This is a genomic window from Mycolicibacterium gadium (assembly GCF_010728925.1).
Lineage (GTDB): Bacteria > Actinomycetota > Actinomycetes > Mycobacteriales > Mycobacteriaceae > Mycobacterium > Mycobacterium gadium.
Window position 1 is genome coordinate 2916630 of the sequence record NZ_AP022608.1, and the last position, 15776, is coordinate 2932405.

18 protein-coding genes are annotated in these 15776 nt (G+C 64.6%); 12 read left to right on the forward strand and 6 right to left on the reverse strand.

What is annotated here, in order from left to right:
- Positions 1 to 17 precede the first annotated feature (17 nt).
- Complete coding sequence (locus G6N36_RS14235; RefSeq protein WP_163687056.1) at positions 18 to 980, reverse strand: helix-turn-helix transcriptional regulator; 963 nt, start codon at positions 978 to 980, stop codon at positions 18 to 20.
- A 62-nt stretch (positions 981 to 1042) separates the two neighbouring features.
- Here G6N36_RS14235 and G6N36_RS14240 point away from each other — a divergent pair, with 62 nt between their 5' ends.
- Genes G6N36_RS14240 through G6N36_RS14250 form a run of 3 tightly spaced genes read left to right on the forward strand, consistent with a single transcriptional unit; the run spans position 1043 to position 3108 of the window.
- Entirely contained in the window at positions 1043 to 1579 is a 537-nt protein-coding gene (locus G6N36_RS14240; RefSeq protein ID WP_372512270.1) for a DinB family protein, read from the forward strand.
- Positions 1580 to 1581: 2 nt separating this feature from the next.
- The gene (locus tag G6N36_RS14245; RefSeq protein WP_163687057.1) at positions 1582 to 2190 is read left to right on the forward strand and encodes a DinB family protein; all 609 of its coding nucleotides are present in this window, start codon (positions 1582 to 1584) and stop codon (positions 2188 to 2190) included.
- A 9-nt stretch (positions 2191 to 2199) separates the two neighbouring features.
- A complete protein-coding gene (locus G6N36_RS14250) occupies positions 2200 to 3108 on the forward strand; it encodes an alpha/beta fold hydrolase (RefSeq protein WP_163687058.1) in 909 nt (302 codons plus the stop codon).
- Here the strand turns inward: G6N36_RS14250 and G6N36_RS14255 are convergent.
- The 3 genes from G6N36_RS14255 to G6N36_RS14265 all read right to left on the reverse strand — a co-directional run bounded on the left by G6N36_RS14255 (position 3105) and on the right by G6N36_RS14265 (position 4942).
- Positions 3105 to 3407: a hypothetical protein gene (locus G6N36_RS14255; protein WP_163690684.1), complete on the reverse strand. Its 303-nt coding sequence runs from the start codon at positions 3405 to 3407 to the stop codon at positions 3105 to 3107. The two genes, G6N36_RS14250 and G6N36_RS14255, sit on opposite strands and share 4 nt — an antisense overlap.
- A 518-nt stretch (positions 3408 to 3925) precedes the next feature.
- Entirely contained in the window at positions 3926 to 4318 is a 393-nt protein-coding gene (locus tag G6N36_RS14260; protein WP_163687059.1) for a DUF6319 family protein, read from the reverse strand.
- 27 nt (positions 4319 to 4345) lie between these two features.
- Positions 4346 to 4942: a TetR/AcrR family transcriptional regulator gene (locus tag G6N36_RS14265; protein WP_163687060.1), complete on the reverse strand. Its 597-nt coding sequence runs from the start codon at positions 4940 to 4942 to the stop codon at positions 4346 to 4348.
- A gap of 96 nt (positions 4943 to 5038) precedes the next feature.
- On the opposite strand from G6N36_RS14265, the gene G6N36_RS14270 reads away from it, so the two are divergent.
- The 5 genes from G6N36_RS14270 to G6N36_RS14290 all read left to right on the forward strand — a co-directional run bounded on the left by G6N36_RS14270 (position 5039) and on the right by G6N36_RS14290 (position 10361).
- The gene (locus G6N36_RS14270) at positions 5039 to 6028 is read left to right on the forward strand and encodes an oxygenase MpaB family protein (RefSeq protein WP_163690685.1); all 990 of its coding nucleotides are present in this window, start codon (positions 5039 to 5041) and stop codon (positions 6026 to 6028) included.
- 61 nt (positions 6029 to 6089) lie between these two features.
- Positions 6090 to 7436, forward strand: a complete 1347-nt coding sequence (locus tag G6N36_RS14275; RefSeq protein WP_163687061.1) for an ABC1 kinase family protein — start codon at positions 6090 to 6092, stop codon at positions 7434 to 7436.
- Entirely contained in the window at positions 7437 to 8336 is a 900-nt protein-coding gene (locus tag G6N36_RS14280; RefSeq protein WP_163687062.1) for an alpha/beta fold hydrolase, read from the forward strand. It abuts the gene before it with no gap.
- 156 nt (positions 8337 to 8492) lie between these two features.
- Entirely contained in the window at positions 8493 to 9374 is an 882-nt protein-coding gene (locus G6N36_RS14285) for a cyclopropane mycolic acid synthase family methyltransferase (protein ID WP_163687063.1), read from the forward strand.
- Positions 9375 to 9461: 87 nt separating this feature from the next.
- Positions 9462 to 10361: a cyclopropane mycolic acid synthase family methyltransferase gene (locus G6N36_RS14290; protein WP_163687064.1), complete on the forward strand. Its 900-nt coding sequence runs from the start codon at positions 9462 to 9464 to the stop codon at positions 10359 to 10361.
- Positions 10362 to 10431: 70 nt separating this feature from the next.
- Here the strand turns inward: G6N36_RS14290 and G6N36_RS14295 are convergent, their stop codons facing one another.
- A complete protein-coding gene (locus G6N36_RS14295) occupies positions 10432 to 12066 on the reverse strand; it encodes a PE-PPE domain-containing protein (RefSeq protein ID WP_163687065.1) in 1635 nt (544 codons plus the stop codon).
- 155 nt (positions 12067 to 12221) lie between these two features.
- Here G6N36_RS14295 and G6N36_RS14300 point away from each other — a divergent pair, with 155 nt between their 5' ends.
- From G6N36_RS14300 to G6N36_RS14315, 4 genes are all read left to right on the forward strand, one after another.
- A complete protein-coding gene (locus tag G6N36_RS14300) occupies positions 12222 to 12923 on the forward strand; it encodes a YciI family protein (RefSeq protein ID WP_163687066.1) in 702 nt (233 codons plus the stop codon).
- A gap of 10 nt (positions 12924 to 12933) precedes the next feature.
- On the forward strand, positions 12934 to 14163 hold the full coding sequence (locus tag G6N36_RS14305; RefSeq protein WP_163687067.1) for an RNA polymerase sigma factor: 1230 nt from the start codon (positions 12934 to 12936) through the stop codon (positions 14161 to 14163).
- Between the two features lie 90 nt (positions 14164 to 14253).
- Positions 14254 to 14478: a hypothetical protein gene (locus tag G6N36_RS14310; protein WP_163687068.1), complete on the forward strand. Its 225-nt coding sequence runs from the start codon at positions 14254 to 14256 to the stop codon at positions 14476 to 14478.
- A 64-nt stretch (positions 14479 to 14542) separates the two neighbouring features.
- On the forward strand, positions 14543 to 14794 hold the full coding sequence (locus G6N36_RS14315; RefSeq protein ID WP_163687069.1) for a hypothetical protein: 252 nt from the start codon (positions 14543 to 14545) through the stop codon (positions 14792 to 14794).
- Positions 14795 to 15041: 247 nt separating this feature from the next.
- Here G6N36_RS14315 and rplA read toward each other — a convergent pair whose 3' ends face one another.
- Entirely contained in the window at positions 15042 to 15749 is a 708-nt protein-coding gene (gene rplA, locus G6N36_RS14320; protein ID WP_083124456.1) for a 50S ribosomal protein L1, read from the reverse strand.
- Between the last annotated feature and the right edge of the window lie 27 nt (positions 15750 to 15776).

Genomic DNA, 15776 nt, shown 5'->3' on the forward strand with positions numbered 1-15776 from the left:
CCCAGTGCAATACCAATCTAGAACGATTGCCCCGCGGCGCGGCGCAGTCGTTGCGCGACGACATCGACCGCGCGGACCACCTCGGGCGGTTCGAGGACTTCGAAGTCGTGGCCGACGGTGGCGAAGTAGAAGATCATCCGTTCGGGGTCGTCGGCGCCGGTGGTGACGATGCAAGCGTCGGGGCCGTCGGTTTCGATGCTCACCGAGGCAGGTGAAAAGTGTTGCGCCAGTGCTTCTTCTGGTGCGTGGAAGCGAACCCGCGCCACGTAGCGGTACGGCGAGCTGCTGATCGACTTCTGAACATACGACGCCGCATCCGGTGCGTCGCGGGCGAGGAACGTGCTGCCGAGCGCGCGGACGTCGGCCATCCGGTCCAGTCGCAGGCTGCGCCAGTCCTGCTTGTCGCGGTCGTAGGCCAGCAGGTACCAGCGCCTGCCGGTCGTCACCAGCTGGTACGGCTCCAGTCGTCGTTGGGTCGCATTGCCGCGAATGTCGACGTAGCCGCAGCTCACGTGCTCTCGATCGCGGCAGGCCCGCGCCAGCGTCATCAGGACGTCGGGTTCGACGGCCTCGGTGGATGATGGCGAGGTCAGCGTGACGGTGGCGTCGTGCACCGCGGCCACCTGAGACCGCAGCCGCGACGGCATCACCTGATCGAGCTTGCTCAGCGCCCGCAGGGCGGACTCGCCGACGCCGGCAACCGTGCCGCCCGCCGCGAGCCGCAGGCATACGGCCATCGCGACGGCCTCGTCGGGATCGAGCAGCAACGGAGGCAATGCGGCGCCCGCGCCCAGCTGATAGCCCCCGCCGTGGCCCTTGCTGGCGTGCACCGGATAGCCCAGGTCACGCAGTCGGTCGACGTCGCGGCGGACGCTGCGGGTCGTCACGCCGAGTCGCTCGGCGAGTTCTTCGCCTGTCCATACCCGCCGCGACTGCAGCAGCCCGAGAAGCTGCAGCACCCTGCTGGTCGTTTCCGCCATGTCGTCGACTCTGTCGTATTTATAGGACCGAAACTGTCCTATATGCGATTCAGGGTAATCGTATGACCATGACGACGAACATGACCGAGGAGTTGGCGTTTCAGCTCGACTTCCACTGGACGCAAGCACTGCGTCCGCGGTTGGAGGGGCTGACCGATGACGAGTACTTCTGGCAGCCGGTGCCGGACTGCTGGACCGTGCACCCGGATGGCGGCGTGGACTTCGCGTATCCCGCACCCGAGCCGGCGCCGTTCACGACGATCGCCTGGCGGCTCGCGCACGTGATCGTCGGCGTCTTCGCCGTGCGCAATCACAGCCACTTCGGCGCGCCCGAGGCGAGCTACGAGACCTGGTCGTACGCCACCGACGCCGCAGCGGCGCTCGGTCAGCTCGACGAGCAGTATCGAGTGTGGACCGAAGGTGTGCGGGGGCTGTCCGAGGATGACCTGTGGCGGCCGTGTGGTCCCGCGGAAGGGCCGTACGCCGACTATCCGATGGCCACGCTTATTCTGCACATCAACCGCGAGGTCATTCACCACGGCGCCGAAATTGCTTGCATCCGAGACCTTTACGTCCACACGACCGAGAAGGGAAAGTAGCCATGCCGGGAATGCCCCCACCAGCCGCCGACGAACGACAGACTTTGATCGAGTTCTTGCGTTTCAACCAGGACGCGTTCTTCTCGACGGCCTACGGCTTGACCGATGAGCAGGCGCGATCGACGCCGTCGGTCAGCGCGCTTTCGATCGGCGGACTGATCAAGCACGCCGCGAACGTTCAGAAGGGTTGGGTAGATCGAGCGTCCGCGGCGCCCGAGATGCCACCGCGCGACGATCGCCCAATCGAAGAACTCATGGCGGAGTATGCCGATCAGTACGTGATGCGCGAAGACGAAACTCTGGCCGACCTGCTCGGCGAGCTGGCCACGCAGAACGCCGAAACGCTACGCGTCTTCGGCCAAGTCGACCTCGACACGCCGGTGCCCGTCCCGCACGAAGTGCCGTGGTTTCCGCACGACATCGACAACTGGACGGTGCGCTGGGTGGCTATGCATCTCATCGAGGAGCTGGCGCGCCACGCTGGGCATGCCGACATCATTCGCGAAAGCATCGACAACGCAACGATGTACGAGCTGATGGCAGCCAACGAGGGGTGGCCGGAGACCGACTTCATCAAGCGGTGGCGACCTCGGCAGGACGCTGCAACATAGTCTCGAGTAATGCAAACGCGCAGTGGGACGGCGGTCTGCGGGGAAGTCGAGCTCTATTACGAGGATCTCGGCGACTCCGCGGCTCCGCCTGTTCTGCTGATCATGGGCGTGGGCGCGCAGCTGCCGATGTGGCCGGACGGCTTCTGCGAGCAGTTGGTCCGGCGCGGCTATCGGGTCATCCGGTACGACCACCGCGACATCGGGTTGTCCACCAAGATGACCGGCCACCGCGCCGAGGGATCGGTGTATCGGCGAGTGGCCCGTTATGCGATGGGTCGGGGTAGCGCGGTCCCGTACACGCTGGTCGATATGGCCGACGACGCGAAGGCGCTACTGGACTTTCTGCAGATCGAGCGCGCTCACGTGGTCGGGGCGTCGATGGGCGGGATGATCGCGCAGGTTCTCGCGGGCAATCACCCCGACCGGGTGGGCTCGCTGGGCATCGTCATGTCGAGTTCGGGCAAGGCGTTCTCGGCGCTGCCGCGGTGGCGGGTGATCAAGCTGGCGTTCGGCGGACCGGGCAAGGACGCGCCGTGGGAGGACAGGCTGGCGTCGGAGGTACGCAACATTTCGATCATCAACGGCCCGAATTTCCTTCCGCCCGTTGAACAACTGCGGCGACGGGTCGAGGATCTGCGGGCGCGCAGCGATTACCCGCAGGGCATGCTGCGGCAGTTCGACGCGATCCTGGGCACGGGGAGCCTGCTTCGGTACACGCGCAGCATCGTGGCGCCGACGGTGGTGATCCACGGCTCGGAAGATCCGATGGTTCGGCCTCGCAATGGGCGCCACCTGGCGCGCATCATCGACGGTGCTCGCTATGTCGTCGTCGACGGCATGGGACACGATCTGCCAGAGCCGGTTTGGCGTCCGGTCGCCGAAGCGTTGACGGAAAACTTCGCGGCTGGGGCGCCTTAGGAATAGTCGGGCGCAGCGGCCCAGAAGGCGTCGTCGTCACGACCCATGCTTCGATCGGCCTCGTCACGGAGCGCGGCCGCTCGTTTGTGGATGTGGTGCTCGGTGGAGCGCGGCATCAGCCCGGGTCCGTAGACGCCGCGCCGGAGCCGACGGACCCGGCCGCGGCGCATTTCCCATCGCAGGGCGTCCGACACTGATTTCGATGCCCGTCCAGGGATCGCAAATCCCTGGTACTCGAGAAGCTCGATCATTTCGAAGATCGACGCCGGACCGTGTATGTCGAGGTTCACCGTGAGCATGTGGCGAAGCTCGATGCCCTGCAGCACTTTTCGGCGTCGCGAATACTGAGCATCCACGAGACTATTGAGGCAGCCAATTCGGACATCTGCGGCGTAGCGGCAGGCACGCAGGGGCCGTCTGTGGATCGACTACTCATTGGGGATACCGCCGCTTCGGCACCTGGTCTCCCGGACCAATATGCCTTGGCGCCAACCTCACAGCGACTTTGTCGCTCAACTACTACCGCCACCACCAGCGTCAGCGACTTAGTCGCTCAGAGCTTGGCACCACGACATACTCCCCCGGAGGGATCTCACCTTCCCCCAGAATCTCAGCGCGGTGGAGTGCGAGGGCGGCCGCCGCCAGACCACTGGTCTCCCGCCGCCCTCCCTCCGGACCAATATGCCTGTGTGCCAACCTCACAGCGACTTTGTCGCTCAACTACTACAGCCACCACCAACGTCAGCGACTTAGTCGCTCAGAGCTTGGCACCACGACATACTCCCCCGGAGGGATCTCACCTTCCCCCAGAGGGGCCTCACTCCAGCTCGGCGAGAGCCTTGCGGGCGGCTTCCAGTTCGGCTTCGAGGGCGGCGACCTTGGCTGCCTGCTGGGTGCGTGCCTCCTCGATCAGTTCGTCGATCGGGGCCGAGAGATCCTCGTGCAATTCTTTCGCGGCGCGTGAGACGGCTGCGGCCGCGACCGCGAGATTCCGTGCTCGATAGGTCGTCCCCTGCTTCAGCTCGGCCCGCCATTCTCCATCGGCGGTACCGGTGACCGTCAACGTCAGCTCCAGCGTCTTCGGCTTCTTCGCAGCGGGCTTCTTCGCCGGGGCCTTCTTCGGCATCTCCTCGACGGCCTCTTCGGCGGCGGGAGCCGGCGTGTCGAAATAGTTGGACTGCGTTTCGGGTGCCAGAGTATCTAGGGACATGGCCCCATTAGAACATATGTTCGACGTTCAGCGCAGGACCGTCTGCACCGCGTACTCGACCACCGAGTCGAGATCGTCGCCGAGGTTGCCGGCCAGCCACTGCTGGGCAAGCTCGGCCATCGCTCCGGTGTACAACGCCGCACCTACTTGCGCCGCAACGGGATCCGAGCCCGGATTCAACCGCCAACCCTCGGTCAGCACGCCCTCGCGAAGCAGATCCTGGGTCGCCGTCCGCCGCGCGGCGAGCACCGGATTGGCGCGCGCGTCGGTGAACAGAATCCGTCCGCGCCGCGGGTCGGCCGAGCTGAACCCGAGCACCGCGGCGATCCCTGCCCGCGTGCGGTCCCGAAGCGAATCGCCCGACCCCGCGATCGCCGCCTCCACCACCCCCCCGAGCTGCGCACTCACCTGGTCGTAGACCGCGCCGAGCAGATCGTCGGTGTCCGCGAAACTCTCGTAGAAATAGCGCGTGTTCAGCCCGCACTCGCGACACACCGAGCGCACGGCGATCGCGGCCTCACCCCCGTCGCCGAACAGACGGAACGCCGCGTCGATCAACTGGGCTCGGCGTTCGGCGCGCCGGTCGGTCAGCGGAACGCCGGCCCATCGGGTCGGACTGGACACCAACACAGGGTAGGCCGAACCCGCCAACTCTGGTCACATCCGTGTCCAAATAGTATTCTGGCTACAGCTGTGACCAGAACTTCGAAGGGAACCACCGTGTACCTGCCGCACCAGATGGTCGGGCAGTTCGTCAACCAGCGCTTCGACGAGGGCGTGCGCAAGCATTTCTTCCGCGGCATGGAGTTCGCCGCACCCGTCGCCGATCCGGGCTGGTTCGGGCCCAGCAGCGCCGTCTGGCACGTGCATTCACACATGCACGCGCTCATCTTCGGTCTGCAGTGCGCGGCGTACCTCGAGCGACTGGACCCGTCGATCTATTGGATGGGCATGCACCATTCGCGACTGGTCAAACGCGACGAGAACGGAACGGCCGTCCCCGAGATCGATCCCAAAGGCGCCTCGGTGCGACTTGGTCATTCCGTGGCGTTCTTCATCGGGACGGCGTACGGCTCGAGCGAGACCGCCGAACGGCTGGCCAAATCGGTGCGCTCGATGCACCACACCATCAAGGGCACCCGACCCGACGGTGCCACCTACGACGCCGACGATCCCGAATGGCTGCGCTGGAACTATGCGACGGTCGTCTGGGGCCTGGCCACCGCACACGAGCTGTATCACCCGAACCCGCTGCGCGGCAAGAAGATCGACGACTACTACGGCGAGTTCGTTCGCGTCGGGCATGCACTCGGCGGCACGGACCTGCCCACCACCAAGGCCGACACCCTGGAGTGCCTGAAGTCGTATCTGCCCCGGCTTGCGGTCACCCACGGCATGGCGATGTCCACCGGGTCCAATCTCCCGATGCCGCACAGTGCGATCGACTGGGCCATCCGCGACACCATGCCGAAGTGGGCCAAGCAGCTGATCCAACATCGCGATCCCAACATCGTCGAGCGCACGGCCAGGCGCGCCGTCGTGTGGAGCATCATCAACGGCCTGCACGTCGCGGCCGGCCCGGCACCGGAGTTCCGGCAGGCCCAGGCCAGGGTCAAATCCGGGACGACGGTCAAGCACACGCTGCCGGAATACACGCTCGGCGACGATCCGGTGCTCTCCCGCGCAGAGGTGGAGCACAGCTTCGCGTAACGACTGTGACCCGTTCCACACGTTTTCGCGGCTCATCGCCGATTTTGAGACACTGGCGGCTATGAGTACCTCGAAACCCCGCGAGGTGGCGAAGCTGGACCGCGTACCGCTGCCGATCGAGGCAGCCCGCGTCGGCGCGACCGGCTGGCAGATCACCCGCACAGGCGCGCGAGTCCTCAGCACGCTCACCGGTAAGGGCTCGCTACAGCAGAAGATCATCCACCAGATTCCGCAGACGTTCGCCGACCTCGGCCCCACCTACGTCAAGTTCGGCCAGATCATCGCCTCCAGCCCGGGCGCGTTCGGCGAGCAGATGAGCCGTGAGTTCCGCAGTCTGCTCGACGCGGTCCCGCCCGCCGACGAAGACGAAGTGCACAAGCTGTTCCAGGAGGAGCTCGGCGACGAGCCGACCAACCTGTTCGCGAAGTTCGACGAGAAACCGTTCGCGTCGGCATCGATCGCCCAGGTGCACTATGCGACGTTGCACAGCGGCGAAGAAGTCGTCGTCAAGATCCAGCGGCCCGGCATCCGTCGCCGCGTCGCCGCCGACCTGCAGATCCTCAAACGTGGTGCGCGTCTTGTGGAGCTCGCCAAGCTCGGGCAGCGGCTGTCGGCTCAGGACGTCGTCGCCGACTTCGCCGACAATCTCGCCGAGGAGCTGGATTTCCGGCTCGAGGCTCAGTCGATGGACGCGTGGGTGTCGCACATGCACGCCTCGACGCTGGGCAAGAACATTCGTGTGCCGCAGGTCTATTGGGATCTGACGAGCGCGCGGGTGCTCACCATGGAGCGCGTCGCAGGTGTCCGTATCGACGACGTCGCGGCGATTCGTAAGGCTGGTTTCGACGGCACCGAACTCGTGAAGGCGTTGCTGTTCAGCGTCTTCGAGGGTGGGCTGCGGCACGGTCTGTTCCACGGCGACCTGCACGCGGGCAACTTGTTCGTCGACCCCGACGGCAAGATCGTGTTCCTCGACTTCGGCATCATGGGCCGCATCGACCCTCGCACGCGATGGCTCCTCAGAGAGCTCGTGTACGCGCTGCTGGTGAAGAAGGACCACGCCGCGGCGGGCAAGATCGTCGTCCTGATGGGTGCGGTCGGCACCATGAAGCCCGAAGCCCAGGCCGCCAAGGATCTGGAGAAGTTCGCGACACCGCTGACCATGTCGTCGCTGGGCGATATGAGTTATGCCGAGATCGGGAAACAACTTTCGACGCTTGCCGACGCGTACGACGTGAAGCTGCCGCGCGAGCTGGTGCTGATCGGCAAGCAGTTCCTCTACGTCGAGCGCTACATGAAGCTGCTCGCACCCAAGTGGCAGATGATGACCGACCCGCAGTTGACGGGGTACTTCGCCAACTTCATGGTCGAGGTCAGTAGAGAGCACACCGAAGAAGTCGAGGCGTAATTGGACGTCCGCGCTGGCACGGCCAAGTCTGGCGAGCTCGACATCTACTACGAGGACATGGGCGACCCTAACGACCCGGCGGTGCTGCTCATCATGGGCCTCGGTGCGCAATTGTTGTTGTGGCGCACCGAGTTCTGCGAGATGCTCGTCAATCAGGGTTTGCGCGTCATCCGCTACGACAACCGCGATGTCGGGCTGTCGTCCAAGGTGACGGGGCAGCACTCCGGCGCGGCGCTGGCGCCACGGATGGTGCGGTCCTTCCTCGGGCTCAAAAGCCCGGCGGTGTACACGCTCGAGGATGTCGCTGATGACGCCGCCGCCCTGCTCGACCACCTGAAGATCGACGCGGCCCACATCGTCGGCGCATCGATGGGCGGGATGATCGCGCAGGTCTTCGCCGCCCGGCACAAGGTGCGCACGAAGACGCTGGCCGTCATCTTCTCGAGTAACAACCAGGCGGTGCTGCCGCCGCCGGGCCCCAAACAACTGCTGGCCATTCTGCAGCGACCCAAGGGCACGTCCCGCGAGGCGATCATCGAGAACGCGATCCGCGTCAGCAAGATCATCGGCAGTCCCGGCTATCCCGCGCCTCACGAACGTGTCCGCGCCGAGGCGATCGAGGGATATGACCGCGCCTACTACCCGGCGGGCATCGGTCGCCAGTTCGCGGCGATCATGGGCAGCGGCAGCCTGCTGCACTACGACCGCCAGATCACCGCGCCCACCGTCGTCCTCCACGGCAAGGCCGACAGGCTGATGCGCCCGTTCGGCGGCCGTGCGGTGGCCCGCGCGATCAAGGGTGCGCGGCTGGTGCTCTTCGACGGCATGGGACACGAGCTGCCGCGCGAACTGTGGGACGACATCGTCGGTGAACTGAAGACGAATTTTTCGGCGGCGTAGCGGTTTCCAGCTGTGTAAGCGGTGTGATCTTTCACTCGCGATTAGTGACCGAGAACGATCGGGTCTAGATTCGACGTCGAGTGCTTCAGGGCTTTGCGTGCTGTCAACGGCGATGACGGTAGGGCTGCTGATACGCCCCAGAAAGGCACCGAACCGATGGCTGTTGCCCGCAAGTTGGAACCGCATTTCGACGACGTACAGGCGCATTACGACCTGTCCGACGAGTTTTTCCGGCTGTGGCTGGATCCCAGCCAGACCTACAGCTGCGCCTATTTCGAGCGTGACGACATGACGCTCGAAGAAGCCCAGCTCGCCAAGATCGACCTTGCCCTGGGCAAGTTGGGTCTGCGACCCGGCATGACGTTGCTCGACGTCGGTTGCGGGTGGGGTTCGACGATGCTGCGCGCGCTCGAGCGCTACGACGTCAACGTGGTCGGGCTGACCTTGAGCGAGAACCAAAAGGCCCATGTCGAAAAGGTTTTCGCGAACTCGGACAGTCCACGCGAAAAGCGGGTGTTGCTGCAGGGTTGGGAGCAGTTCGACGAGCCCGTCGACCGCATTGTGAGTATCGGAGCGTTCGAGCACTTCGGGTTCGACCGCTACGACGATTTCTTCGCGATGGCCTATCGGGCTCTTCCCGACGACGGCGTGATGCTGCTGCACACGATCACTGCGTTGACGCTGCCGCAGATGGCGGAGCGCAAGATTCCGCTGACCTTCGAGGTGGCGCGGTTCGTTAAATTCATTCTCACCGAGATCTTCCCCGGCGGGCGGCTGCCGTCGATCGAGAAGGTCTCCGAGCACGCGACCCCGGCCGGATTCACGCTGACCCGCCGCCAATCGCTGCAGCTGCACTATGCGCGCACGCTGGACACCTGGTCCGCCGCGCTGGAGGCGCACCGGGACGACGCGATCGCTGTGCAGTCTGAAGAGGTCTACGACCGCTATATGCACTACCTAACGGGCTGCGCCAGGGGCTTCCGGATGGGCTATATCGACGTCAACCAATTCACGCTCGCCAAACAGGCGTCGAATTAGGGCCTGAACGGCGGCAAACGCTAGGGTGTACGACCAGATCACAGTGACGAATCCGTAGACGTCACCAGGAAGGCCAACTAGCGAACTATGTCTGACAACTCCACCGGCACCAAGGATATGACTCCTCACTTCGAGGACATCCAGCATCACTACGACCTGTCGGACGACTTCTTCGGCGTGTTCCAGGACCCGACGCGCAAGTACAGCTGCGCGTTCTTCACCAGCCCCAACGTGACGCTGTCCGAGGCGCAGATCGCCAACGTCGACCAGCACCTCGACGCGCTGGATCTCAAGCCCGGCATGACCCTGCTCGAGGTCGGCTGCGGCTGGGGCCTGACCCTGCAGCGGGCGATGGAGAAGTACGACGTCAACGTCATCGGACTGACGCTTTCGAAGAACCAGAAGGCCTACTGCGACCAGCTGCTGGCCAAGCTCGACACCGAGCGGACTTTCGATGTGCGGTTGGAGGGTTGGGAGCAGTTCCACTCCCCCGTCGACCGGATCGTCTCGATCGAGGCCTTTGAGCACTTCGGCTTCGAGCGGTACGACGACTATTTCAAAACCTGCTTCGACATCCTGCCTGATGACGGCCGCATGACCGTCCAGAGCAGCGTCGGTTACCACCCCTACGACTTGGCCGAGCGCGGCAAGAAGCTGACGTTCGAATTGGCCCGGTTCGTCAAATTCATCATCACCGAGATCTTCCCGGGCGGTCGCTTGCCGACCACGCAGATGATGGTCGAGCACGGCGAGAAGGCCGGCTTCGTGGTTCCCGAACCGAAGTCGCTGCGCAACCACTACATCAAGACCCTCGGCATCTGGGCCGACCGGCTGGAGCGCAACAAAGAAGAGGCGATCGCCGCCACCGACGAGGAGAACTACCACCGCTATATGCGGTATCTCCTGGGCGCGCAGTACTACTTCATCGACGAGTCGATCGATGTCAGCCTGGTCACCTACCTGAAGCCGGGCGCCGCAGCCGCCTGATCTTTAGCGCGAGCAGACACGGAAACCCCCGACTTCATCCGAAATTGGGGGTTTTCGCGTCTTCTCGTGGTTAAGCCGCGGCGTCTCCGGCCTCGGCGGCGTCCGCAGGCTCGGGCTCAACGTCGGTGCCGGCGTCGTCGCCCTTGCCTTCGAGTGTGGCCTTTGTCGCTTCCAACCTGTCCTTCAGGTCCTGCATCGCGGCTTCCCGCGCCGCCTTGGCCGCCTCCCACTTGGCCTCACGCTCAGCCTTGGCCGCCTCCCGCTTGGCCTCACGCTCAGCCTTGGCGGCCTCCCACTTAGCCTTAGCGGCCTCCACAGGATTGACTGTGGACTGATCCGCCGTTGTCTTGTCGTCGCCGCCGGCCGGCTGCTGCTCGACGTCGGTGTTGTCTTGCACCACCGACAGCCTGGCCACCGATGAGTCCTCGTTTTCGTTGAGGGTTGTCGCCTGCTTTTCATTGAGCGTTGCCGCCTGCTCGAGGTCTTCGGTTTGCTCGTCCTGTTGCTCGGCCACGGGCGGCGCCGGCGTGATCGGGACTACGGGCGACAGCGGGATCTCCGTCGCCAATCCGAAGTTGGCGAGGAAATTGTTGAGGCCCAGGAAGATCGCCGGGACCAATTTGACCCCTAGCGTGATCGGGTTGAAGATCGGGATCAGCTGCAGTTCCGTGGGCTGTCCGAACGGAATGTCGCGGTTGTAACCGGTCTCCTCGATGATCACGCGCAGGGCGGGCTCGATGAGGTCCGCAATCGGCTTGCCGACGATCGGAATGGCGTGCAGCGGCCGCACGATCGGCAAATACTTGGGCGTGATCGTGTAGTAGGTGGTGTCTCCGTAGACCTGGATATCAACGATGTCGGGATAGAGCTCCGGGTTCGAGGTGATCGCCTCCCACTCCTCGACCGTGTACCCGGCGGGAGTTTCCCCGGGATCGCTGCCCCCGTTGATCGCCAGATAGGTGCCGTGGTCGTAATAGAAGCCGAGCAGCGAATTGACGACCGCCAACGGGTTGAACAGATACTGCGGGAAGTCCGCGATGCCCTCCCAGCGGATCGCCCAGTCTTCGGTTTCGAACTCGGTGTCGGTGGGCGTGGGCTCGCCGGTGGTCACGTCGATGATCGGAATCGTGCCGAGGAAGCCGAGCCGCGACAGCAGGCCGCCGTTGGGGCGGTTGGGGTTGCCGATGTAGACGAACTTCACCTCGCCGCCCTCGCTCTCGATCTGTTCGAGCAACTCGTCCCACTCCCCGTTGGCGAACTGCATCTTCGAGATGGTGACGACCCGGGCGCCCTGCGAGTAGCCGGCGATGATGATGTCACCCGTGTAGCCGAGTTCCTGCAGAGTCGTCAGCGCGTCGCCGAGGTTGTCGACACCGTCGTCGACGGAGTCGTCGAACTTCTCGCAGCGGCCTGGGTCACACCAGCCCGGCAGGGGTATCGGCCAGAACGAGGCATAGTAGTTGACGCCTTCCAAGTCTTCGTCTGCGCAGCCACCGCCTTCCTCGCATGGTGTCTGCATGTAGTAGTCGCGGAAGTTCTCCAGGTAGTTCTCGACTTCGTTTGCGTCGGGCGTGCCTGTGCCGGGCACGATCAACGCCGTGGCGGCCAGGCTCACGGCCGCCACCACAGCGGCCATGGCACCGAGGACCGCGGTGCTGAACAAGCTCAAGATGAAGAGAAGTAGGACTCGACCGGCCTTAAACATGGGTAGACAATCACATATTGCGCGCCTTCGGATCGGTGGAATCGAAAATTTGCCAGCCGGTTTTTGGGCGGTGGGTGTCGGATTCGCGTCGCGTCGTTCGTCTACCAGGTAGAGAGTGGAACGCAGGGTTCTACTCGCAACCGAAAGGTGATTCCATGCACTACTTCGCCCTGTTGCTAGGTCCCGAGACCGCCGAGGAGCCGGACGCCTCGACGCAGGCCCAGGTCATGTCGGCCTACGAGGACTTCCACGCCAAGTTCGGCTCTGCGATTCGTGCCGGGGACGCGCTCGTCCCGTCGGCGACGGGAGCCCGGATCACCGGTGGGCCAGACGCGCCGGTCGTCACCGACGGCCCGTTTGCCGAGGCGGCCGAAGTGGCCGGCGGCTACTACGTCTTCGAGGCGGAGAATCTTGACGACGCATTGACCATCGCGGCGGCGATCCCCGCCTGTCACAACGGAGCAGTCGAGGTGTGGCCGATGTTGGAGTACATGCCGCCGACTGAACCGCTCGACAACAACTGGATCGCCCTGCTGCTCGAGCCCGCCGACTCCGTCCTCGCGCCGGGCACCCCGGAGTGGAACGAGATCGCCGCACAACACGGAAAGTTCGCCGCACAGGTGGGAGCTCGCGCCAACGGAGGTGCGCCTCTGCATGTGCCGTCGACGGCGACGACGGTGCGGGTGCGCGACGGCGAGGTGCTGCTCACCGACGGGCCCTACATCGAAGGCGCCGAGGTGGCCAACGGCTACCACATCCTCAACGTCGCCGACCGAGACGAGGCCATCAAGGTCGCGTCGATGATTCCGGCGACGACCATCGAGCTCCGCCAGCTCATGGGTATCTCCGCCCTCTAGCAGCCGCCGAATGACCGACCTGGACGGCGTCTTTCGACGCGAATGGGGACCGGCCGTCGCCGCGCTGGCGCGATGGTCCGGCGACCTCACCGTCGCCGAGGACGCCGTCCAGGAGGCCTTCGCCGATGCGATACGGACCTGGCCACGCGACGGCGTTCCCGCCAACGTCGGCGGATGGATCGTGACGGCCGCGCGCAATCGTGCGCTGGATCGGCTGCGCCGCGAATCGGTCAGGCCAGGAAAGGAGCTTGCCGCGGTGCTCGACGACATAACCGCCCGCACCGACCGCCAGGGCGTGCCGCACCGGATTCGCGATGACGAACTGCGGATGATGTTCACCTGCGCGCACCCGGCACTGGACCCGCACTCACAGTTGGCCCTGACGCTGCGGCTGATTTCCGGGCTCACAGTCGCCGAGATAGCCCGCGCCCTGCTGCAGTCCGAGGCTGCGGTCGGTCAACGAATCACCCGGGCCAAGAACAAGATTCGGCACGCCAACATACCGCTGAGGGTGCCGCCGCGAGAACTACTTCCTGAGCGCACTCCGCACGTCCTCGCCTGCATCTACTCCGTCTTCACCGAGGGCTACTGGTCGACGGCCGGACCGTCGGCGATCCGCGACGAGTTGTGCGACGAGGCCATCCGGCTTGCGGGCGAGGTGTGTTCGTTGATGCCCGATGCGCGCGACGGGTACGCATTGGCCGCGCTCGTGCTTCTGCATGATTCCCGACGGCAGACGCGCATCGACGCCGACGGTGCACTCGTACCGCTCGACGAGCAGGACCGCGGCCGGTGGGACCGTGTGCGCATCACTCGCGGGCTGGATCGCCTTCGTAACGCAGCCGGAGCGACGGGACCGTACCTGCCACAGGCGGTGATCGCGGCGCTGCACGCGACGGCCGCGCGGTGGGAGGACACGGACTGGGATGGGATCTGTCGCGCGTATGACCGGCTGATCGCGATCACGGATTCGCCCGTCGCCAAGGCGAATCGGGCGCTCGCGGTTGGCTTTCGCGACGGATTCGATGCGGGCCTGGCAGCGCTGGACGAGGTCGCGAAGGATCCGCGGATGGCTCGCTCGAACACCGTCGCGACGATTCGCGCCGACCTGCTTCGGCGCTCAGGCCGCCACGTTGAGGCACAGCAGTGGTACCTCCAGGCGGTGGAGCGGGCGGGTTCAGATCCAGCGCGACAGTTCCTACGTCGGCGACTCGTCGAATGCGACAGCCGCTTCGGTTGAGCAGGTCATCGGTCGTCACCGGCCAATGGGGCCGATGCCGACCACCGAGGTCCGCCGCTGAACTCGACACCAGGGATCAACAGCACAATCGTGGGCGTAACGCCCCTGCTCGCCGCCAGCGCCACCTTTGCAGTCCTCTTGTCGTGGACGGGACGGCTGAGTGATGCCGCTGAGCGGATGGCGGCAGTGCGTCAACGATGCATTGACCGCGGCGCTGAAACCGATCTGGTTTACGTCGCGTATTTCATCACGCTCATGGAGGTCTGGCGGGGCAGATACTTTGATGCGGAGTTCGGCGCGGACGAAAAGCGTTGAGCGAGTATAGCAATTGGGTGGCGATCACCTCCAAGTCGTCGGGTGGACTGCGCAAGCAATTGTGATGGCCTATACCGCGCGCGAATCCGAAACCCGCACTGCTGCAAAGGCCGCCATCGAACTCGGGCATCGCTGCGGCTCGCCTCGATTGGCCGATTGGTCATCCATCAGCCTTGGATTCCTCGAAGTCTCGGTCGGTGATTACACCGAGGCGATCGCGGCGTTCGAGCCGCTGATGGCGAGATTCGGTCAGGTGCCTGGTCCGCCAGAAGGAGGCTGCGGGGGAAGCAATCGTAAAAGCGCTGACAATTCTTGAGGAAGGTGCGCATAAAGACTCCCCCCATTTGCGATGCAGACTCACCGTGGACTGCAGTGCAAATAGCCGGGTATCGACGCATGAGGAAACAGCGTGTCCAAACGCGTCGTCTCAGCGAATCGTCAGGGATCGTGTGCTAGCCGGCGATCAACAACCGCGACCCGACCCACTGCCCGCCTGCTAGTGCCCAACCAACGCCAAAGCCCCTGAAAGCTGTGACCTTCAGGGGCTTCGACGTACCTAAGACTTACGCCTCGGTGAAGTTGCGGGTGACCGCCGGGTCCACGGGGATACCGGGACCGGTCGTCGTCGACACGACAACCTTCTTCAGGTAACGACCCTTCGACGACGACGGCTTGGCCCGCAGGACCTCGTCGAGCGCGGCGCCGTAGTTCTCGGCCAGCTTCGTCTCATCGAAGGAGGCCTTGCCGATCACGAAGTGCAGGTTGGCCTGCTTGTCGACACGGAAGTTGATCTTGCCGCCCTTGATATCCGAAACCGCCTTGGCGACATCGGGAGTCACGGTGCCGGTCTTCGGGTTCGGCATCAGGCCACGCGGACCCAGCACGCGGGCGATCTTGCCGACCTTGGCCATCTGGTCCGGCGTCGCGATCGCGGCGTCGAAGTCCAGGAAGCCGCCCTGAATCTTCTCGATCAGGTCGTCGCTGCCCACCTCGTCGGCGCCTGCGGCCAGCGCCGCCTCGGCCTTGTCGCCCACGGCGAACACCACGACGCGCGCGGTCTTACCGGTGCCGTTGGGCAGGTTGACGGTGCCGCGCACCATCTGGTCGGCCTTACGTGGGTCGACACCCAGCCGGATCGCCACCTCTACGGTCGCGTCCTGCTTCTTCGACGACGTCTCCTTGGCGAGGCGCACAGCCTCGATCGGGGAGTACAGGTTGTCCTTGTCGATCTTTTCCGCGGCTTCGCGATATGCCTTGCTGTTCTTGCTCATTGGTATCTCCTTGTGTTTCAGAGGTGT

Coding starts and splice junctions, on each gene's coding strand:
- G6N36_RS14260 (WP_163687059.1), bottom strand. CDS start 4,318: ATGTCCCTAGATACTCTGGCACCCGAAACGCAGTCCAACTATTTCGAC.
- rplA (WP_083124456.1), bottom strand. CDS start 15,749: ATGAGCAAGAACAGCAAGGCATATCGCGAAGCCGCGGAAAAGATCGAC.
- G6N36_RS14300 (WP_163687066.1), top strand. CDS start 12,222: ATGCACTACTTCGCCCTGTTGCTAGGTCCCGAGACCGCCGAGGAGCCG.
- G6N36_RS14250 (WP_163687058.1), top strand. CDS start 2,200: ATGCAAACGCGCAGTGGGACGGCGGTCTGCGGGGAAGTCGAGCTCTAT.
- G6N36_RS14245 (WP_163687057.1), top strand. CDS start 1,582: ATGCCGGGAATGCCCCCACCAGCCGCCGACGAACGACAGACTTTGATC.
- G6N36_RS14315 (WP_163687069.1), top strand. CDS start 14,543: ATGGCCTATACCGCGCGCGAATCCGAAACCCGCACTGCTGCAAAGGCC.
- G6N36_RS14255 (WP_163690684.1), bottom strand. CDS start 3,407: ATGCTCACGGTGAACCTCGACATACACGGTCCGGCGTCGATCTTCGAA.
- G6N36_RS14235 (WP_163687056.1), bottom strand. CDS start 980: ATGGCGGAAACGACCAGCAGGGTGCTGCAGCTTCTCGGGCTGCTGCAG.
- G6N36_RS14275 (WP_163687061.1), top strand. CDS start 6,090: ATGAGTACCTCGAAACCCCGCGAGGTGGCGAAGCTGGACCGCGTACCG.
- G6N36_RS14240 (WP_372512270.1), top strand. CDS start 1,043: ATGACCATGACGACGAACATGACCGAGGAGTTGGCGTTTCAGCTCGAC.
- G6N36_RS14295 (WP_163687065.1), bottom strand. CDS start 12,066: ATGTTTAAGGCCGGTCGAGTCCTACTTCTCTTCATCTTGAGCTTGTTC.
- G6N36_RS14290 (WP_163687064.1), top strand. CDS start 9,462: ATGTCTGACAACTCCACCGGCACCAAGGATATGACTCCTCACTTCGAG.
- G6N36_RS14285 (WP_163687063.1), top strand. CDS start 8,493: ATGGCTGTTGCCCGCAAGTTGGAACCGCATTTCGACGACGTACAGGCG.
- G6N36_RS14305 (WP_163687067.1), top strand. CDS start 12,934: ATGACCGACCTGGACGGCGTCTTTCGACGCGAATGGGGACCGGCCGTC.